General features: G+C 47.5%; 19 protein-coding genes and 1 tRNA gene. 14 read left to right on the top strand and 6 right to left on the bottom strand.

Annotation, left to right across the window (positions count from 1 at the left end):
* The first annotated feature begins 2 nt into the window (after nucleotides 1-2).
* From H7R39_RS10310 to H7R39_RS10295, 4 genes are all read left to right on the top strand, one after another.
* Entirely contained in the window at nucleotides 3-647 is a 645-nt protein-coding gene (locus H7R39_RS10310) for a phosphatidylserine decarboxylase (RefSeq protein WP_185899155.1), read from the top strand.
* Nucleotides 628-1,407 carry a CDP-diacylglycerol--serine O-phosphatidyltransferase gene (pssA, locus tag H7R39_RS10305; RefSeq protein WP_185899153.1) on the top strand — a complete coding sequence of 260 codons (780 nt, stop codon included), beginning with the start codon at nucleotides 628-630 and terminating at the stop codon, nucleotides 1,405-1,407. Before H7R39_RS10310 ends, pssA begins: the two co-directional genes overlap by 20 nt.
* A 125-nt stretch (nucleotides 1,408-1,532) precedes the next feature.
* Nucleotides 1,533-3,050, top strand: a complete 1,518-nt coding sequence (locus H7R39_RS10300) for a 2-isopropylmalate synthase (RefSeq protein ID WP_185899150.1) — start codon at nucleotides 1,533-1,535, stop codon at nucleotides 3,048-3,050.
* Between the two features lie 195 nt (nucleotides 3,051-3,245).
* Nucleotides 3,246-3,944, top strand: coding sequence for a vWA domain-containing protein (locus H7R39_RS10295; protein WP_122861985.1), 699 nt, complete (start codon nucleotides 3,246-3,248; stop codon nucleotides 3,942-3,944).
* Between the two features lie 225 nt (nucleotides 3,945-4,169).
* On the opposite strand, the gene H7R39_RS10290 is transcribed toward H7R39_RS10295, so the two are convergent.
* From H7R39_RS10290 to der, 6 genes are all read right to left on the bottom strand, one after another.
* Nucleotides 4,170-6,557: a tetratricopeptide repeat protein gene (locus H7R39_RS10290; RefSeq protein WP_185899148.1), complete on the bottom strand. Its 2,388-nt coding sequence runs from the start codon at nucleotides 6,555-6,557 to the stop codon at nucleotides 4,170-4,172.
* Entirely contained in the window at nucleotides 6,557-7,801 is a 1,245-nt protein-coding gene (gene serS / locus H7R39_RS10285; RefSeq protein WP_185899146.1) for a serine--tRNA ligase, read from the bottom strand. The genes H7R39_RS10290 and serS overlap by 1 nt, the downstream gene beginning before the upstream one ends.
* A 9-nt stretch (nucleotides 7,802-7,810) precedes the next feature.
* Complete coding sequence (locus H7R39_RS10280; protein ID WP_185899144.1) at nucleotides 7,811-8,251, bottom strand: copper resistance protein CopD; 441 nt, start codon at nucleotides 8,249-8,251, stop codon at nucleotides 7,811-7,813.
* Nucleotides 8,252-8,266: 15 nt separating this feature from the next.
* Entirely contained in the window at nucleotides 8,267-9,232 is a 966-nt protein-coding gene (gene trpS, locus H7R39_RS10275; protein WP_185899143.1) for a tryptophan--tRNA ligase, read from the bottom strand.
* Nucleotides 9,233-9,680: 448 nt separating this feature from the next.
* Nucleotides 9,681-10,193, bottom strand: a complete 513-nt coding sequence (locus H7R39_RS10270; RefSeq protein ID WP_185899141.1) for a shikimate kinase — start codon at nucleotides 10,191-10,193, stop codon at nucleotides 9,681-9,683.
* Entirely contained in the window at nucleotides 10,186-11,589 is a 1,404-nt protein-coding gene (gene der / locus H7R39_RS10265) for a ribosome biogenesis GTPase Der (protein WP_185899139.1), read from the bottom strand. The genes H7R39_RS10270 and der overlap by 8 nt, the downstream gene beginning before the upstream one ends.
* A 102-nt stretch (nucleotides 11,590-11,691) precedes the next feature.
* Here der and H7R39_RS10260 point away from each other — a divergent pair, with 102 nt between their 5' ends.
* The 10 genes from H7R39_RS10260 (at nucleotide 11,692) to H7R39_RS10215 (ending at nucleotide 17,453) form a co-directional block, all read left to right on the top strand.
* Nucleotides 11,692-12,621 carry a DMT family transporter gene (locus tag H7R39_RS10260; protein ID WP_228724781.1) on the top strand — a complete coding sequence of 310 codons (930 nt, stop codon included), beginning with the start codon at nucleotides 11,692-11,694 and terminating at the stop codon, nucleotides 12,619-12,621.
* On the top strand, nucleotides 12,621-13,427 hold the full coding sequence (gene kdsA, locus H7R39_RS10255) for a 3-deoxy-8-phosphooctulonate synthase (RefSeq protein WP_267455033.1): 807 nt from the start codon (nucleotides 12,621-12,623) through the stop codon (nucleotides 13,425-13,427). Before H7R39_RS10260 ends, kdsA begins: the two co-directional genes overlap by 1 nt.
* Entirely contained in the window at nucleotides 13,417-13,746 is a 330-nt protein-coding gene (locus tag H7R39_RS10250) for a DMT family transporter (RefSeq protein WP_002952856.1), read from the top strand. The genes kdsA and H7R39_RS10250 overlap by 11 nt, the downstream gene beginning before the upstream one ends.
* Entirely contained in the window at nucleotides 13,743-14,066 is a 324-nt protein-coding gene (locus H7R39_RS10245; RefSeq protein WP_185899133.1) for a DMT family transporter, read from the top strand. The genes H7R39_RS10250 and H7R39_RS10245 overlap by 4 nt, the downstream gene beginning before the upstream one ends.
* Nucleotides 14,067-14,075: 9 nt before the next feature.
* Nucleotides 14,076-15,194, top strand: coding sequence for a cation diffusion facilitator family transporter (locus H7R39_RS10240; protein WP_185899131.1), 1,119 nt, complete (start codon nucleotides 14,076-14,078; stop codon nucleotides 15,192-15,194).
* 17 nt (nucleotides 15,195-15,211) lie between these two features.
* Nucleotides 15,212-15,682, top strand: a complete 471-nt coding sequence (ribH, locus tag H7R39_RS10235) for a 6,7-dimethyl-8-ribityllumazine synthase (protein WP_103576413.1) — start codon at nucleotides 15,212-15,214, stop codon at nucleotides 15,680-15,682.
* Between the two features lies 1 nt (nucleotide 15,683).
* Nucleotides 15,684-16,079 (top strand): transcription antitermination factor NusB, encoded by a 396-nt coding sequence (nusB, locus tag H7R39_RS10230; RefSeq protein WP_002952859.1) that lies wholly within the window; start codon nucleotides 15,684-15,686, stop codon nucleotides 16,077-16,079.
* Entirely contained in the window at nucleotides 16,076-16,762 is a 687-nt protein-coding gene (gene pyrF / locus H7R39_RS10225; protein ID WP_185899129.1) for an orotidine-5'-phosphate decarboxylase, read from the top strand. The genes nusB and pyrF overlap by 4 nt, the downstream gene beginning before the upstream one ends.
* Nucleotides 16,763-16,976: 214 nt before the next feature.
* Nucleotides 16,977-17,219, top strand: coding sequence for a helix-hairpin-helix domain-containing protein (locus H7R39_RS10220; protein WP_185899127.1), 243 nt, complete (start codon nucleotides 16,977-16,979; stop codon nucleotides 17,217-17,219).
* Nucleotides 17,220-17,362: 143 nt separating this feature from the next.
* Nucleotides 17,363-17,453 (top strand) — tRNA-Ser (locus tag H7R39_RS10215).
* The last annotated feature ends 116 nt before the right edge of the window (nucleotides 17,454-17,569 follow it).

Raw genomic sequence — 17,569 nt, 5'->3', positions numbered from 1 at the left:
ATATGCAAAACATCGGGCTAATCGCAAAACAGGGCTACAAATACGTTTTCGTTTTAGGGCTTTCGCTTTTGCTTGCGCTGGTTTTGGGCGTATGTCAAATTTTATTTTTCGCGCTTTTTGCGGTCTGCGTATTTTGGTTTAGAAACCCGGAGCGAGCTTTGGGTAGCGACGATGCGTACGCCGTGCTTAGCCCGATCGACGGTAAGATAAAAAGCATAGATAAAATTTACTATTTTGACACGCAGTGCGTAGCCATAACTATCCGCAAAGGCGTATTTGACGCGGGCGCGCTCAGAGCTCCTTGTGATATGGAGCTTTTAGAAGCTAAACAAAGGCATGGCCTGTTTTTGTGTAACGCCATGGAGGCTTCTAAAAATTTAAACGAGCGAGCATTGTTTGTATGTAAAAATTTAAATAATAAATTTGCGATCCGCGTCATCGTCGGACCTCTTAGTAAGGGTATTTCATTTGAAAATTTTAGCCGTCTAAAGACGGGCAGGAGATTTGGCTTTTTAAGTAGCGGCGAGGCGATTTTGATACTACCCGCAAATACGAGAATAAGCGTCAGCGTAGGCGAAAAGGTCGCGAGTGCGGGCATTTTAGGGTTTTTTAGCTACGAGGAAAAAGATGCAAGACAATCAGCATAAACTTCAGTTAATGTACATTTTGCCGAATTTATTCACGGCAGCTTCGGCGTTTTTGGGTATTATCAGTATTATCGCTTCCGTTCGCGGCTACATCGCGGTCAGCGCAGGACTAGTCGAGGAGGCTAACGGCTACTTTTTCAAAGCTATTATTTACATAGTTTTATCGCTATTTTTGGACGGACTTGACGGTCGCGTAGCGAGACTAACTAAAACCACATCAAAATTCGGCGTAGAATTCGACAGTCTTGCCGATGTGATAGCTTTCGGCGTCGCGCCGGCGATGCTTTTTTACTTTACGGTCGGGCATAGCTTTGGACGTTTGGGTTCGCTTGTCGCCGCGCTGTTCGTAGTTTTTGGCGCTATTAGACTTGCGCGGTTTAATGTAATGACCGGCACCTACGAGCCGTCCGTCTTTATCGGCCTTCCGATACCTACGGCCGCCATCGTTTCGGCATTTTGGGTCGGGTTAAGCTTAGAATACGACTTTACGAGGAGCGCCGAGTGGTTTTTGATGTTTTTGCAAATTTTGCTTTCAGTTTTGATGGTGAGCAATATCCGTTACCCTAGCTTCAAAAAAATCGATCTAAAAAAAGCTGATTTTCTTCGCATTTTAGTCGGTCTTACGGTTGTGTTTTCGGTCATCTATGTCTATCCGATCGAGGCCGTTACGGCTTTAATGAGCGTTTATGTTTCTTACGGTATAATTAGGTACATCTTTATGAGATGTAAAAACAAGAAAATCCAAAAGGAGAGCGAATGAACGGCAATGTCAAATTTAACGCATTTTTCTCTCTACTTCTGCTGCTGCGTTAAGCAGCGACTCTTTCACACCCTAATAATCAAAATTTAACCACACAAATAAAAACTCCAAAAGAAGGATAAAAAATGAACAATGATAAAATAATAATATTTGATACGACTTTACGAGACGGCGAGCAAAGCCCCGGTGCCTCGATGAATACCGAGGAGAAAATCCGCATCGCGCGACAGCTAGAGCGTCTAAACGTGGACGTTATGGAGGTCGGTTTTGCAGCAGCTAGTAGGGGCGATTTCGACGCGATACATCAGATCGCCAAGCAAGCCTCAAACGCCTCCATCTGTTCGCTCGCCCGCGCCGTAGACGGCGATATAAAGGCCGCCGGAGAAGCTATCGCGCCTGCTAAAAACAGACGCATCCACACCTTTATCGCTACAAGCCCGATCCATATGGAGTTTAAGCTAAAAATGGCCCCCGACGAAGTAATCAGGCGCGCCGTGAAAGCCGTGGAATACGCCAAAACGTTTTGCGACGACGTGGAGTTTAGCTGCGAGGATGCGTGCAGGAGCGAGATGGGTTTTCTAAAGGAAATTTGCGACGCCGCTATAAACGCCGGAGCAAAAACGATCAACATCCCAGACACCGTGGGGTATCTATATCCCGAGGAGATTACCGCTCGCATAGGAGAAATGGTTAAATTTATAAACGGTCGCGCAGTCGTCTCCGTGCATAATCATAACGACTTAGGCCTAGCTACGGCAAACTCGCTAGCCGCGATAAAAGCGGGCGCCAGGCAGGTTGAGTGCACGCTAAACGGCATCGGCGAGCGCGCTGGAAACGCGGCTCTTGAGGAGATCGTGATGGCGATAAAAACGCGCCAAGATATATTCTCGCCACTTTATACCGACATCGTTTGCAAGGAAATCTACCCTAGCTCGCGCCTATTATCCGGTATCATCGGTATCGAGCCGCAGCCGAACAAAGCCATCGTGGGTAAAAACGCCTTCGCTCACGAAAGCGGCATCCATCAAGACGGCGTGCTAAAGCACAAAGAGACCTACGAAATAATCAGTGCCGAGAGTATCGGGCTAGATAAAAACTCGCTGGTGCTTGGCAAACACTCGGGCCGCCACGCCTTTAAAGATAAACTAATCAGCCTTGGCTTTGAGCTTGAAGATAGCGCGTTAAACGAGGCGTTTGAGAAATTTAAGGCGCTTGCGGATAAGAAAAAAGAGATCTTTGACGACGATTTACGTGCGCTGGTTACGAGCGAGATTATCAAGATCCCTGAGGTTTTCGAGTTCTTGACGCTTACGCAAAGCAGCTGCAACAAAGGCCTAAGCAGCGCGGCGATCACGCTTCGTCACGCCGACGAGATCAAGAGCGATGCGGCGCTAGGCAACGGTACGGTGGACGCGATATTTAAGGTCATCGACCGCCTAAGCGGCATCCACGGCGTGCTCAAGGACTATAAGGTTAGCGCCGTTTCGCAGGGCAAGGACGCGCTGGCAAACGTCGTCGTTAAGGTCGAATTTGACGGCAAGACCATCATCGGACACGGACTTGATATCGACACGATGACGGCGAGCGCTAGAGCGTATATAGGCGCGCTAAATAGCTACGTAAAGATTGCCGCAACAAAGTAAAATTTGAGCGGTTTGACCGCGTCACTTAACAAATTTAAGGCTCGGATTCGGGTCTTAAATTTGTAAAATTAACCTTTAAATTCGGCTTGTTTTAAAACCAACAAAAATATAAAACTCAAATTTAAACCTCCTCGCATTTACCGCTGCGCCGTTAAGTTTTGCTATAATCAAGCCAAATTTTTCAAAGGAGAAAATATGAAAAAAATCGCGTTTTTGTTGATGATTATCGGGGCGTTTGCGTTTGCTAAAAGCGAGGAAGCGCCGCAAAAATCTACGCCAAAGCAGCTTGAGATGGTGCTGATCCTCGATAAATCGGGCTCCATGAGCGGGCTTGAGAGCGATACTATCGGCGGCTTTAACTCGATGATCGACAAGCAAAAAGAAGCGGGCGTGGACGCAAAGGTAACTACGGTACTCTTTGATACAAATTTCAGGACATTGCACGATAGAACAGATATCAAAAAGGTCGAGAAGTTAACGAACAAGGACTATGTCGCGGGCGGCAATACCGCTCTACTAGACGCGGTCGGCGATACGATAAATAAAATCTCAAAAGTCGAGGACATCTACGCTAAAAACAGAGCCGTGCTTTTCGTCATCATCACCGACGGGCAAGAAAACTCGAGCAAGGAGTACTCAAAGGCGCAGATCAAAAAAATGATAAGCGATAAGCAAGAAAAATACGACTGGGAATTTATATTTTTGGGAGCGAATATCGACGCTGTTAGCGAGGCGCAGAGTCTGGGCATAAAGGGTACAAACGCAGTGAAATACAAAAACAGCAGTGAGGGCGTGCAGAAAAACTTTGAGGCTGCGGCTGAGATGTCTAAAGACATGGCGATGGATAAAAAATCAAGCTCGAAGTGGCGCGAAAAGGTGCTTGAGGATAAGTAAAATTTGACTTGAGGCACGGCCTATTGCCGTGCTTTTGTAAATTTGCGGTTGTTTTTTTAAATAGCTAGTCATAGCGCAAAGCGTAGCAGGGCGATCAAATTTGACGAGGCGAGTTGTTTTTGCTTCTCGTCAAATTTAACAAAGCCGTTTCGCTTTGGCGCTATTATCTATAAAAATTATTCGGGCGACTTTGCGACGGATTTATCGCCTATCGCCCGCACAAAACTACTTTTTCAGCTTCTCGTAATCAATCATAAAATCAACGAATTTACTTTTAAAATTCGGATCTTTTATTAGTCCGTATTGTATCGTTGCGGCTTCGATATTATCGATCTCTTGGTATAGGTGCCCGAGCGCCACGCGGCTTTCCATCGCGTTTGGATCGGTGAGCTTGGATAGCTCCAAAAGCGCGGTTGCGTTTTGCGGGTGATTTGAGCCGATGGCGGCTACGGCTGCTAGAAATAGCGTGCCAGCGTCGTTTATCTTAAACTCGTCGATTATGCGGTTGTAGATCTGATAGCTTTCCTCGAAATCGTTCGTAAAAATGTCGATATAAGCTAGCGTCTGGAGCAAGTCGGCGTTATTGGCGCCTTGTTTTAGTAGCGCTTTTAACTTCTGGCGTTCGTAGTTTAGTAGGCCCGAGATTTGCAAAAGCTTGATGTATTGCTCTTTGATGATGTTTGCGCCGTGATAAAACGCCGCGTCGTTTAGCCGCTTGTCGTGGAAGTAAATTTGAATCTGCTCGACGTATTTTTTGATGCCTTCATCCTTGTAGTTTGCGATAAAATCAAGGATGTTCGCTACGATATCTTCAGGTAGCTTGGTCTTTAAAATTTGCGTCTTTTTAGCAAACTCGCCGCCCTTGTCGGTCATCTTTGCGATTATCGCGTCAAAGGCTAAATTTAGCGCGGTCTCTTCCTTATCTTCTTCTAGCCAGCGCATTAAAGCGCCGCTATTATTTGCTATGAGAGCCATCAGAGCCTGGCTAACGGGCGCGTCTTTTGAGCTTGAGTCGTGGTCGAGATTTTCTGAAATTTCTTGTAGTAGTTTGGTATTATCCACTGCGTTTATGTCGTTTGCGATAGCGCCCAGCACGCCTGCTAGGTGGTTCGTCGGGTCTAGGTGATAGCTCGTGATAAAGTGCTTTGCCGCCATGCTAAAGTTGCCTAGCTGAGCGTAGCTAAGCGCTAGGTCGTAGTGTAAAACCGAGTGCTCGGGATAGAGCGAGATGAGCGAGGCGAACTGCGCGTTGGCCTGCTTTAGCTTGTAATTTAGGGCGTTTGCGATGGCTGATGAGAGCTCTAAATTTACCTTTGAGAGCGCGCCGCTAGCGTTTAGGTAGTTGCCCGCTGCGCTTGCGTCGTCCAAAAACAGGCTCACGCCGCCTTTTCTTATATAGTTTATCGTTTGACCCGGATCAAAAACCTTGTAAGGCGCGAAGTAAAACAGCGTCTCATAGCGTTTGGTTTTATCGAAAAACAGGTCGTTTCTAAAGTGCGCCTGAGCCAAATTTACGTCGAAAAGCTCGGGTTTTAGGATCGTTTTTATCGGAAAGTTCGCGTTTAAAAATAACGGATCCTCGTGAAATACGGCTTTTAGCTCGTCGGTCGCAGCCTCAAATTTGCCGTCTTTTAGGTTTATGATGGCTATCATTGCGTTGATTTTATTTGAGTCGCCGTCTCTTTTTAGCGCTAAATTTAGCCTATTTCTAGCTCTTTCATACTGGCCGAGCCTCGCGTAAAGCATGCCAAGCGCAAGATCTGCGTTAAACTCTTTTTGCGCTTCGAGCTTTTTTATCGCTTCGGCATCGTCGCCGATAAAGCTTAAAATTTTAGCCGCGAGGTAGTCGTAGCGGTCTTTGTAGTAGCCGTTTTCTGCGTGCGAGAGAGCCGCTAGAGCCTCGACGTACTGGCCTTTATAGTAGTTTATGAGCGCGTAGTAGTAGTTGTATAGCGGGGTGCCGGCTTCTTTATACAAAAATGAGTTTGCGAGATTTATATAGTAGTCGAAATTTTGCTGGTTTTTTAGCTCCAGCGAGCTAACTGCGGCGTTTATGGCGCTAACGGCGACGTTTTCGTCGTTTGCGATCGCTTTTTTAAAGCTCTCTAACGCGTCTTCGAATTTACCTTGCCTCATCTGCGAGACGCCCAGATTGTAGTTTGAGAGGCTTTGATTGTAGACGGCGATGTTTTCGTAGATTTTCAGCGCTTCAAATTTATTGCCCTTTTCGTATAGCAAATTTGCCTTAGCGATCATGTCGTCGATCTTTGAGCTGCCGAATTTTTGCGACTCGTAGTGCTCCTCGATATCTTTTACGATCTGTTTTTCGTCTATCGGCGGCTTTTTCTCGCCTCTAAAAACGAAAAACAAAACTACGGCTAGGATGATGACGCCCGCGCCCGCTCCGCCGAAGATAAAAAGCTTTTTCTTGCTTTTTTTGGCCTCTTCTTGCTCGTCTACGGGCTGTTCGATGGCTACGGGCTCTAGTTCGTCAAGCGAGACCAGACCGTCGCCGTCGCCGTCTTCTTGCTCATCTAGCGATTCTGTTTCTTCGTCTTGATCAAAATCGGCCTCCTCGAGGATTACTACGTTTTCGTCGTCGTTTTTCGCCACTAAATATACCTTTTAAGAACTTCCGGGATCTCTATGCTGCCGTCTGCTTTTTGGTAGTTTTCCATTATCGCTATGAGCGTTCTGCCTACGGCTAGGCTCGAGCCGTTTAGGGTGTTTACCAGGGCGTTTTTCTTGCCGTCTTTGTAGCGGATTTTAGCTCTGCGAGCTTGGAAGTCGCGGGTATTTGATACCGAGCTTATCTCGCGGTATTTGTTTTGTCCCGGTAGCCAGACCTCGAGATCTATCGTCTTTGCCGCGCTAAAGCCCAGATCTCCGCTACAAAGCAACATATGGCGGTGCGGCAGCCCAAGGCTCGTTAGCAAGTCGCTGGCGCACGCCACCATCTCGTCTAGCATCCGCGCGCTTTGCTCGGGAGTCGTGATAGCTACGAGCTCGACCTTTTCAAACTGATGTTGGCGTATCATGCCGCGCGTGTCTCGTCCGGCGGAGCCTGCTTCTTTGCGGAAGCACGCCGAGTAGCAAGTCATCTTTATCGGCAAGCTCTCTACGGGCAAAATTTCGTCGTTGTAAAGATTCGTCACCGGCACTTCGCTAGTAGGGATCAGATACAAATCCTCGCCCTGAGCCTTGTATAGATCGTCTTCAAATTTAGGCAGCTGTCCGGTGCCGTAAAGCGTGTTTGCGTTTACCAAAAACGGTACGTTAACTAGCTCGAAGCCGCGCGCGTTGTTAAAGTCGATCATATAGTTAACTAGGGCTCTTGACAGGCGCGCTCCCATGCCTTTTAGCACGCAAAAGCGCGAGCCTGAAAGCTTAACTCCGCGCTCGAAATCAAGCCAGCCTAAGCTCTCGCCAAGCTCATAGTGCTCCTTCGGCGCGAAGTCAAATTTAGTCGGCTCCAGTACCGTTTTTACGCAGACGTTATCGTCCTCATCGGCGCCAAACGGCACGTCGTCGTCGGTGATATTAGGCACGCAGCTTGCGATGTTTTCTAGCTTTTCCTCGTATGCGCGCACGATATCGGCGGCGTCGCCCATCGCGGCTTTGTTTAAATTTAGCTCGTTTTTTAGCTCGTCGGTGTTCTCGCCGTTTCTGGCCTTTATGCCCAGCTCCTTGCTCTTGGCGTTTTGGATCGCTTGGAAATTTTCTAGCGCTTGACGCTTTGCTTTTAGCTCGTTAAACGTCGTCAAAAGCTCGTTTAAAACCTCTGGCTTTACGTTTTTTCCTTGCAATTTTTTTACGAACTCGTCATAGCGAGTGTCGAGTAGTTTTAAATTTATCATATCCTCTCCTTAAACCATAAACATAACTTTAGCAAGTATCACGACGACTGCGGCCGCCGCAAATGCAAACGGATGAATGTTGCCTAGCGGGCTAGGGCGCTTTAGTATAAATTTGCACGTGAGATTGGTTGCTACGGCCGCAAATATCAGCATCGCCAAAACAACCTTTATCATCAAAGCGGTTTGTAAATTTGACGCGAAATATCCGCCTGCTTTCGAGCCGACCCAGCTGCTCATCATCATGCCGCCGGTTAAAATCAAAATCAGCACGCAAAGCGGCATGATCTTTATCGCGACGCTTGTGATAGCCTGCTGCGCTTTTTGCGCTATTTCGGCGGGCAGTTTCTTTTTGGCTCTTGAAAAAATAATCACGTCGAAAAATAAAAATCCGACGAAAATGATAGCACAGATCAGATGAATAAGATGCGCGTAAGGGTAGATTGCTTGCACTTTTTTCCTTTAAATTTATTTATAGATGCCGGTTGCGGCGCGTATTTTTTCCATTATCGGCGCTGCGACAGCTCGCGCTCTTTTGGCGCCTTCGTTTAAAATTTCATCCACTTCGCCAGCGTGATTTAGATAATAATCAAATTTCTCTCTCGCGTCCGCAAAATAGTCCCAAACCAGCTCGTTTAGATACATCTTGAAGTGTCCGTGTCCTTCGCCGCCTCGCTCGTACCGCGCTTGCAGTGCCTTTTGTCCGTCCTCGTCTAGGAATAATTTAGCAATATTATAGACGTTGCAGTTTTGCCATTGCTTTGGCGCTTCAAGCGGCTCCGAGGTCGTCACGATGCTTGAAATTTGCTTTTTTAGCTCTTTGGCGCCGGCGAAAATATCTATCGTGTTGCCGTAGCTTTTGCTCATTTTTGCGCCGTCTGTGCCGGGCACCGTAGCGACGTTTTCATCGACTTTGTACTCTGGCAGGACGAAGATGTCGCCGTGCTCGTTGTTAAATTTGATCGCGATGTCGCGCGCGATCTCGACGTGCTGGATCTGATCCTTGCCCACTGGCACGACCTGCGCGCCGTATAGCAGGATATCGGCCGCCATCAAAACCGGGTAGCTAAAAAGTCCGTGATGCGAGGTTAAGCCCTTTGCGACCTTGTCCTTGTAGCTGTGTGCGCGCTCGAGCAGGCCCATAGGCGTGTATTGGCTCAGTATCCAGTAGAGTTCTAAAACCTCTTTGACGTCGCTTTGTACCCAAAATACGCTCTTTTGCGGATCGATACCCAGCGACAAAAACGCGCTTGCCGCCTCATATGTGTTTTGTTTTAGCTTCCCCGCGTCGGCGACCGAGGTCATGGCGTGATAGTTTGCGATAAACATAAACATCTCGTTTTGCCCCTGCGCCTCAACCATTTGTTTGATGGAGGCGAAGTAGTTGCCTAGGTGTAGTTTGCCGCTTGGTTGCAAACCTGTTAGTACTCTCAAATTTTATCCTTTTTGCGGCTTATCTTTTTCCGCTTTACTTTGTTAGATTTTGCTTCGCTTCACTGCGACGCACGACAAGTGCGCCTCATTCGCAAAGCAAAATCTGCCGCGTCTAGCGAAAAAATATCGCGCCTTATTTTTGTTTTTATAAAATTTGCACGGCTATTTGACAATATTGCCGCTTATTAAATTTTACAATCTGCAAATTTAAAATTTTTTATCTGTCTTTTTTTGCGCTAAATTTTGCAATTCGTCAAATTTAGACTCGAATTTTTAACTTGCTTAAAAATTCGACGTTTGCCGCTCAAATTTTAGCGATACGAACCGCGCCGAATTTTCACGCCGATACGTTCAAACGCTTTCGCATTAAATTTAAACCGCTCAAATTTAAAAATAGAAATTTAAAGCCGCGAATTTTAAAATTTACGCTCAAATTTCAACCCAAATTTTACTTAATCCTTTTTTCTAAAATCTCTTTCGCGACTTGCTCTAGCCCTTTGCCTTCGACGTCGATTATGAGATCGGCGACGCTTTTATACATCTTTTTTCTCTCGTCAAAAAGTTTTTTAGCCGCGTTTAGATCGCGCAAAAGCGGGCGTTTGGCGTAGTGCATCTGCGCTTCGCCGCTCTCGTCTATGCGCTTTAAAATCGCCTCGAAACTTGATTTTAGATAGATGATTTTTCCGATTTTTTTAAGACCTTTAACCTTTGCAAAGCCTCCGCCAGCCGCGATCACCGAGGACTTTACGTTTTTGGCCAGCTTTTTAGCGAGTTTTGCCTCGCACTTTCTAAAATATCCCTCGCCCTTAGTCTCGAAAATTTCTCGGACTTTTAAATTTTGCTCGCTTTCGATCAGCTCGTCGGTGTCTAAAAACAGCTTGCCCGTTTTTTTTGCGATATGTCTTGCTACCGTGCCTTTGCCAACGCCCATAAAGCCGATGAAAACTAAATTTTTACTCACTTTTTTCCTCGTTTTCCTCGTCTGAGCCGCTGCGATTTTTCGGGATCAGCACGATCGGTGTGCCCGATAGTTCGAATTTCTCGCGCAGTTTGTTTGTTAGGTAGCGTTTGTAGCTAAAGTGCAGGGCGCGCGGACGGTTCATCACGAGCGCGATCTTAGGCGGCGCGAAACCAAACTGCACCGCGTAGTAAATTTTCACGCTTTTGCCCTTTTCGCGCGGTATCGGGTGCGCTTTTACCGCCTCTTCGATAGCTTCGTTTAGCCTTGCGGTTTGGATTTTTTGCGTGTAGTTTTTGTAAACTTCTAAAATCAGCGGGTAAATTTTATGCACCCTTTTGCCGCCCAGAGCCGAAACGCTGATGATCGGCGCGTAGGCTAGAAATTTAAATTTATCCCTGATCTCGCGGCTAAATTTATCAAAATCTTCCTCGCTTTTGTCCCATTTGTTTAGCACGATTATGACGCCGAGCTCAAATTTAGCCGCAAGGCCCGCGATACGCTCGTCAAGCTCGGTTAGCGGTTCGGAGCTATCAAGCACCAAAAGCGCGATGTCGGCGAGCTCGAGCGCGGACTCGGTGCGGTTTAGCGCGTATCTTTCGATACCTTCTATCTTGCCGCGTTTTCTGATGCCCGCGGTATCGACGAACTCAAAAATCCTATCCTCATAGACGAAAGTCTCGTTTACCGGATCTATCGTCGTGCCGGCTATGTCGCTCACGACCGCGCGGGACTCCTTTACGAGCGCGTTTAGTAGCGAGCTTTTGCCGACGTTTACGCGTCCGATGATGCCTACTTGGATATTTTTGCGTTCATAATCCTCGCGAGCCGATATCTCTTTGATTACCTCGCCGTCGTCGCCGAAATTTTCTAAAAACTCATCCAAATCCTCGCCTACGTCGGGGCGGATCTCGTCTTTTAGCTGCTTGTAGATCCAGTCTGCTAGCTCGTCGATGCCCGCGTTGTGGCTTACCGAGATAGCAAAGCTCGTTTTTGCGCCGAAATTTGCAAACTCGTAGCTTCGTAGCTCGTCTTTTTTGCTATCGACTTTATTGATTACGAGCGCGGTCGGTAAATTTAGCTTTAAAAGCGCGTAGTATAGGGCTTTATCCTCGTCGCTAGGCATCATTTTGCCATCGACCATAAAGATTATGGCGTCCGAGCTTCTAGCTTCGGCTAGGGTTTTTGCCTTGACGTTTTTAAAGAGCTCGCTACTGTCGTCCAGTCCGCCGCTATCGATCAAAACGCAGCTTCTGTCATAAATTTCTATAATCGTTTTATTTGTATCTCGCGTCGTACCGCTAACGTCGCTGGTGATAGCTATACGTCTGCCGGCTAGGCGGTTAAAGAGCGAGCTTTTGCCGACGTTTGGCTTGCCGACTAAAATTATCTTTTGCAAAATTTTCCCTTAAAAATCCCGTTAAATTTACGGCGAAGTTCGCCGCGTTAAATCCCAATTATACAAATTTTTTGCTTACATTGTTTATAAATTTAAGCCGTTTTGCATTACAATACGCCTAAATTTAAAGGAAAAATTTTGTTTCGTAGATACGTTTTGCACCATTTGGGCGCTTATTATATGATCATCGCGTGTATGTTTTTTGCCGCCGTCGGAGGCTTTGCGAAGGTTTTGAGCGAGCAGATGCCCAGTATCGAGGTCGTATTTTTTAGAAATGCCGTCGGTCTTGCTATCGTGCTTTATGCGATTTACAAAAGGCCGCCGACGCGCCAAAAAGGCGGGCAGCTTTTTGTGCTTATGTTTCGCGGATTTATCGGTACGATCGCACTTTTTGCTCTTTTTTACAACATTGCTCACATAAATTTAGGCGCGGCTTATACTTTTCAAAAAACCAGCCCGATTTTCACAGCGATTTTTGCGGCGATTTTCTTAAAAGAAGCGCTTAGCAAAAAGGGCTGGGGCGCGATATTTCTGGGCTTTATCGGCATACTTTTTATCATCCAGCCAAATTTAGGCATCAGCAAAACCGACTGGCTGGGGCTTAGCAGCGGCGTTGGAGCGGCGCTTGCGATGCTTAGCGTCAGAACTCTGCGCAAAAGCTACGACACGAGCGTCATCGTGCTTAGCTTTATGGCGTGGGGAACGGCTTTGCCGATGCTTTTGATGGGCGTTGCGGAGTGGGTCAAATTTGAGCCTCTAGATTTCTTGCTTTCGCCGTTTGTGGCGCCGAATTTTAAAGGCGTAATCCTAATCGTGCTAATGGGGCTCGCGGGCTATTTTTTCCAGTTTTATATGACGAAGGCGTATGCGGCAAGCAAAAAGGCGGGCTCGGTCGCCGCGATAAGCTATATGGATGTTGTATTTTCGCTAGTAGTGGGCTTTTTTATGGGCGATACGCTACCTAATGCGGCGGCGTTTTTTGGTATAATGCTGGTCGTTATCAGCGGAATAATCGTAGCAAGGGAGAGATGATGATACTAATAGCAGGGCCTTGCGTCATCGAGAGCGAACAGCTCGTTTTCGAGGTGGCAAAAAGGCTAGTTAAATTTAACGAAGATAAGCGGATAGATTTTTATTTCAAATCAAGCTTTGACAAGGCAAATCGCACGAGTATAAGCTCGTTTCGCGGGCCTGGACTTGAAAAAGGGTGCCAAATTTTAGCCAAGGTAAAAAAGGAATTTGGTTTTAAAATTTTAACCGATATCCACGAGAGCTATCAGGCTGCACCCGTAGGCGAAGTGGCCGACGTGCTGCAAATCCCGGCGTTTTTGTGCCGCCAGACCGATTTACTCGTGGCTGCTGCCAAAACAAAAGCCGTGGTAAATATCAAAAAAGGGCAGTTTTTAGCCGCCTCTGCGATGAAGCACTCGGTCAAAAAAGTGCTAGAAACGCGCGGCGTAAATGGCGACGGATACGAGGTCGCTAAACAAAACGGCGTGTGGCTAACGGAGCGAGGCAGCACATTTGGCTACGGAAATTTAGTCGTAGATATGCGAAATTTGGTGCTGATGAGGGAATTTGCGCCGGTGATTTTCGACGCTACTCACAGCGTGCAGATGCCAAGCGCTCTTGGCGAAAAAAGCGGCGGAGATGCGAAATTCGTGCCGTATCTAGCGCGAGCTGCGGCAGCTGCGGGCGTGGATGGATTTTTCTATGAGACGCACGTAAATCCTTGCGAAGCGCTTTGCGACGGACCGAATATGCTAAATTTGGACGAACTAGACGCGAATATCGCTCAAATTTTTAAGATAAAAGACGCCCTGGGCGATGCAAACTAAGGGCTTTTTGTGGGTGCTGGGCGGTGCGGTGGCCGAGTGCGGCTGGGCGTACGGACTAAAACACGCCTCAAGCGCGCCGGAGATCGCGCTCACTGCGATGCTCGTTTGCGTTAGTTTTACGTCCTTTATAATGGCGATGAAATACTTGCCCATTAGTATCACATACACCGTGTTTGTGGGGCTTGGGGCGTTTTTCGTCGTGATCGCCGAGATCGTGAGCGAATTTCGCGCGAGTGGCCAGACGCCAGATCTCTTGCGACTATTTTTTATAGCGACGCTGATCGCGGGCGTGTTGGGGTTAAAAAGGCTAAAATCTTGACGCACGTCTTAGCTCTTTTGGTGGCAGGGTGTTGCGAGGTCTCGGGCGTATTTTTTCTAACCAAATTTCAAAAAAGCTTCGGCGTGAAAAAAGCGGCAAATTTTTTGATCTTGGTCGCAAATTTTGCCATTTCGCTCTGGCTTTTGAGCTACGCGATGCAGGCTATGCCGATGTCGGTGGCGTACGCGATCTGGACGGGTATCGGAGCGGTCGGGGCCGTGGGTGTCGGGATAGTGTTTGATAATGAAAAAATGAGTGCGCAAAAGGCGTTTTATCTATCGCTAATAACGCTAAGCGCGGTAATGTTAAAAATAATCTAAAGGGCAAATTTGGAGGTAGTAGAGCAGGTCACGTCGAGAGATGAGACCATCGTAAAAACGGGCCTCATAGGCATAGCGGCAAATGCCATTTTAGCGGCTATAAAGGCTGTAGTGGGCTTTGCTAGCGGCTCGATCGCTATCATTTTAGACGCGGTAAATAACCTAAGCGACGCGCTCTCGTCGGTCATTACCATTGTCGGCATAAAAATAGCCGGAAAAAGCCCTGACAAGGAGCATCCATTTGGCTACGGCAGAGTAGAGTATCTAACGGCTATCGTTATAGGCGTGATCATACTTTATACGGGCGGCACCTCCGTGGTCGAGTCAGCTAAAAAGATCATCTCGCCAAGCACCCCAAACTACGATACTATCTCGCTTGTTTTGATCGCCGTTTTGATTGCGGTCAAATTTGCGCTTGGGCTTTACACGCAAAGGGTCGGACAAAGGGTAAATTCCGACTCGCTCATAGCAAGCGGAGTGGACGCGAAATTTGACGCTCTCATCTCGCTTGGTACGCTTTTGGCGGCTTTGGTCTTTGTATTTTTTGGCGTTAGCCTTGAGGCGTATCTTGGCGTGATCATATCACTACTTCTTATCAAGGCGGCACTTGAAATTTTACGTGACGCTATAGATAAAATTTTAGGCGCGAGGATGCCTAACAGCGACAGCTCGCAAATTTATGAGTGTATAGGCTCGTTTGACGCCGTGCTTGGGGCGTATGATCTTATATTTAACGACTACGGCCCAGACAAGAAGCTAGGCAGCGTGCATATAGAGGTGGCGCACGATATGAACGCCGCTCAGATAGACGCGCTTACTAGGCGCATACAAAATGAAATTTTTGCGAAATTTAACATTGTTTTAGATACCATTGGCATCTATGCATTTAACAAAGAGGATAACGCAACAAGGCTAAACGTCGAAAAGATAGTTTTTGGGCATAAATTTATCAAGCAAATGCATGGATTTTACATAAATAAAGAGACAAATACGATCACGTTTGATATCGTCATAGACTTTAACGCGCCAGATAGCTCGGCACTCTACCGCGAAATTTTATCGCAAGTAAGCAGCGCCTACCCTAGCTACAAGGTCATCATCACGCGTGACACGGACTACAACGGATAGAAATTAAAGGAGCAGACATGAAAATAATCGAAGGAAATTTGGCTTTAAAAGGCGGCGAAAAGATCGCTATAGTGGGCGCGAGATTTAACCACATCATCACCGATAGGTTGGTAGAGGGCGCGAGGGATGCGTTTTTACGTCACGGCGGGGATGAGGCGAATTTGAGCCTCATTTTGGTGCCGGGCGCGTTTGAGATACCGATGGCGCTTGAAAAGGCGCTAGCTAGCGGTAAATTTGACGCCGTTTGCTGCGTGGGAGCGGTGATCCGCGGCTCTACGCCTCACTTTGACTACGTTAGCGCCGAGACTACCAAGGGAATCGCAAACGTCACGCTAAAATACGGCAAACCGGTGACCTTTGGCGTGCTAACGGTTGATAGCATCGAGCAAGCCATCGAGAGAGCGGGCTCAAAAGCCGGAAACAAGGGCTTTGAAGCGATGACTGGCGTGATCGAGATGCTAAGCTTATATAAAAATTTGGAGGCGTAAAATGGCAACTCGTCATCAGGTCAGGCAGGCCGTCGTTTCGCTGCTCTACGCGCGCGAAATGGGCAGCTGTAGCGAGGAGTTCGTCGAGGAATTTTTAGAAGAAAAAAAGATCCGAAACGATCAGCGAAGCCTTGCGCTATCGCTTTTTCACGGCATTTTGGAGCATGCAGAGGGGCTTGACGCGCTACTAAACGCACGCCTAAAAGAGTGGAAGATAAACGAGATCGGCAGCATCGAGCGCGCCGTGCTACGGCTGGGGGCGTACGAGATGAAATTTACCCCGACCGACAAGGCCGTCATCATAAACGAGGGCATCGAGCTTGGCAAGGAGCTGGGCGGAGACTCGGCGCCGAAATTTATAAACGGCGTGCTAGACGCGCTAAAGGCAGATCTGTGAAGCTCTGCGTCGCGCTTGATATGAGCTCGAAGCAGCAGTGTTTGCAGCTGGCGGACCGGCTTGCGGACTTTTCGGATAAAATTTGGCTCAAAGTTGGGCTACGAGCTTATTTGCGCGACGGAGCAGGCTTTATCGAGGAGCTAAAAAGGCTCGGAAATTTTAAAATTTTTCTCGATCTAAAGCTCTACGACATCCCAAACACGATGGCAGACGCCGCCGAGGAGATCGCAAAGCTTGGCGTAGATATGATAAACGTGCACGCAAGTAGCGGCAAGCGCGCGATGGCTACGGTAATGCAGCGACTGGACGGGCTCGGTTCGCGCCCGCTGGTGCTTGCGGTTTCGGCGCTAACGAGCTTTGACGAGGCCGAGTTTAGCGCGGTTTACGAGCAAAATTTAAGCGATGCCGTGCGCAAATTTAGCGTGATGAGCTATGAAGCGGGGCTTGACGGCATGGTCTGCTCGGCATTTGAGAGCCGCCTGATAAAGGACGCAACGAGCGCAAATTTTATTACGCTCTGCCCGGGCGTACGGCCGTTTGGCGAGAGTGTGGCAGATCAAAAGCGAGTGGCGGATCTGGGCGTCGCACGCGAAGCGAGGGCTGATTTTATCGTAGTCGGTCGCCCGATCTATCAGGCGCAAAACCCACGCGAAATTTGCGAGCGGATTTTGGGTCAAATTTAACTCTCGAGCTTACGTAAAATTTGGTGAAAATCATTTTAAGCATGTTTTTTGCGCGAAAGAAATTTTAATTAAATCATCGCAAAAGCGCGACTTGGACGGTGACTTCGCGCAGCAGCGAGATAAAATTTAGCGAGCTTCGTAGCACGCGAATGAAATTTGAAATTTCACTCAAAGCGGCGAGTTTGGCGGAGTTTAAACGAAAATTGAGGTAAATTTGAGCGATTTTAAAAAAATTCCCTATGTCGGCGAGGCGACCGAGGCGGATCTGATGGCGCTAGGCTACACTGACATCGCTTCGCTAAAGGGCGCGGATGCGGACGAGATGTTTGAACGCACAAAGGCGCTCGGACGCGGCAGCGACAGGTGCATCCTCTACGTTTACCGCATGGTTTGCTATTACGCCAGCACGCCCCGTCCCGACAAAGCCAAGCTGAAATGGTGGCTTTGGAAGGATTAAATTTACGAATTTGACCCGCGGTGAGTCGTTTAAATTTGAGTAGTTTTGCGCGGCTATTTTTCTGCGGGAGAGCGGCAGGCTCGAAAACGCAAATTTAAGCAAGATATCAGCGGTATTTAATTATAATGCGGTTTCTTTTTTGTGGACAGATGGGTGAGTGGCCGAAACCACACCCCTGCTAAGGGTGCAGCTTCTAACCGGGGCTCGAGGGTTCAAATCCCTCTCTGTCCGCCACCGCATATGTAATTTTTTTCACAAACTACGTATCTATCGATATCTTAATCCAAGTTAACTATAAATTTATTGTTCTGAAAATTGGACACTTTTTATTTATTACAGAAAATTTGGTA

The organism is Campylobacter massiliensis, from assembly GCF_014253065.1.
Taxonomy (GTDB): domain Bacteria; phylum Campylobacterota; class Campylobacteria; order Campylobacterales; family Campylobacteraceae; genus Campylobacter_A; species Campylobacter_A massiliensis.
This window is presented reverse-complemented; position numbering and strand designations above follow the sequence as displayed.

Excerpts from the sequence above, each read along its gene's own strand:
- H7R39_RS10310 (WP_185899155.1), top strand. The coding sequence starts at position 3 with ATGCAAAACATCGGGCTAATCGCAAAACAGGGCTACAAATACGTTTTC.
- pssA (WP_185899153.1), top strand. The coding sequence starts at position 628 with ATGCAAGACAATCAGCATAAACTTCAGTTAATGTACATTTTGCCGAAT.
- H7R39_RS10300 (WP_185899150.1), top strand. The coding sequence starts at position 1,533 with ATGAACAATGATAAAATAATAATATTTGATACGACTTTACGAGACGGC.
- H7R39_RS10295 (WP_122861985.1), top strand. The coding sequence starts at position 3,246 with ATGAAAAAAATCGCGTTTTTGTTGATGATTATCGGGGCGTTTGCGTTT.
- serS (WP_185899146.1), bottom strand. The coding sequence starts at position 7,801 with ATGATAAATTTAAAACTACTCGACACTCGCTATGACGAGTTCGTAAAA.
- kdsA (WP_267455033.1), top strand. The coding sequence starts at position 12,621 with ATGATACTAATAGCAGGGCCTTGCGTCATCGAGAGCGAACAGCTCGTT.
- H7R39_RS10250 (WP_002952856.1), top strand. The coding sequence starts at position 13,417 with ATGCAAACTAAGGGCTTTTTGTGGGTGCTGGGCGGTGCGGTGGCCGAG.
- ribH (WP_103576413.1), top strand. The coding sequence starts at position 15,212 with ATGAAAATAATCGAAGGAAATTTGGCTTTAAAAGGCGGCGAAAAGATC.
- nusB (WP_002952859.1), top strand. The coding sequence starts at position 15,684 with ATGGCAACTCGTCATCAGGTCAGGCAGGCCGTCGTTTCGCTGCTCTAC.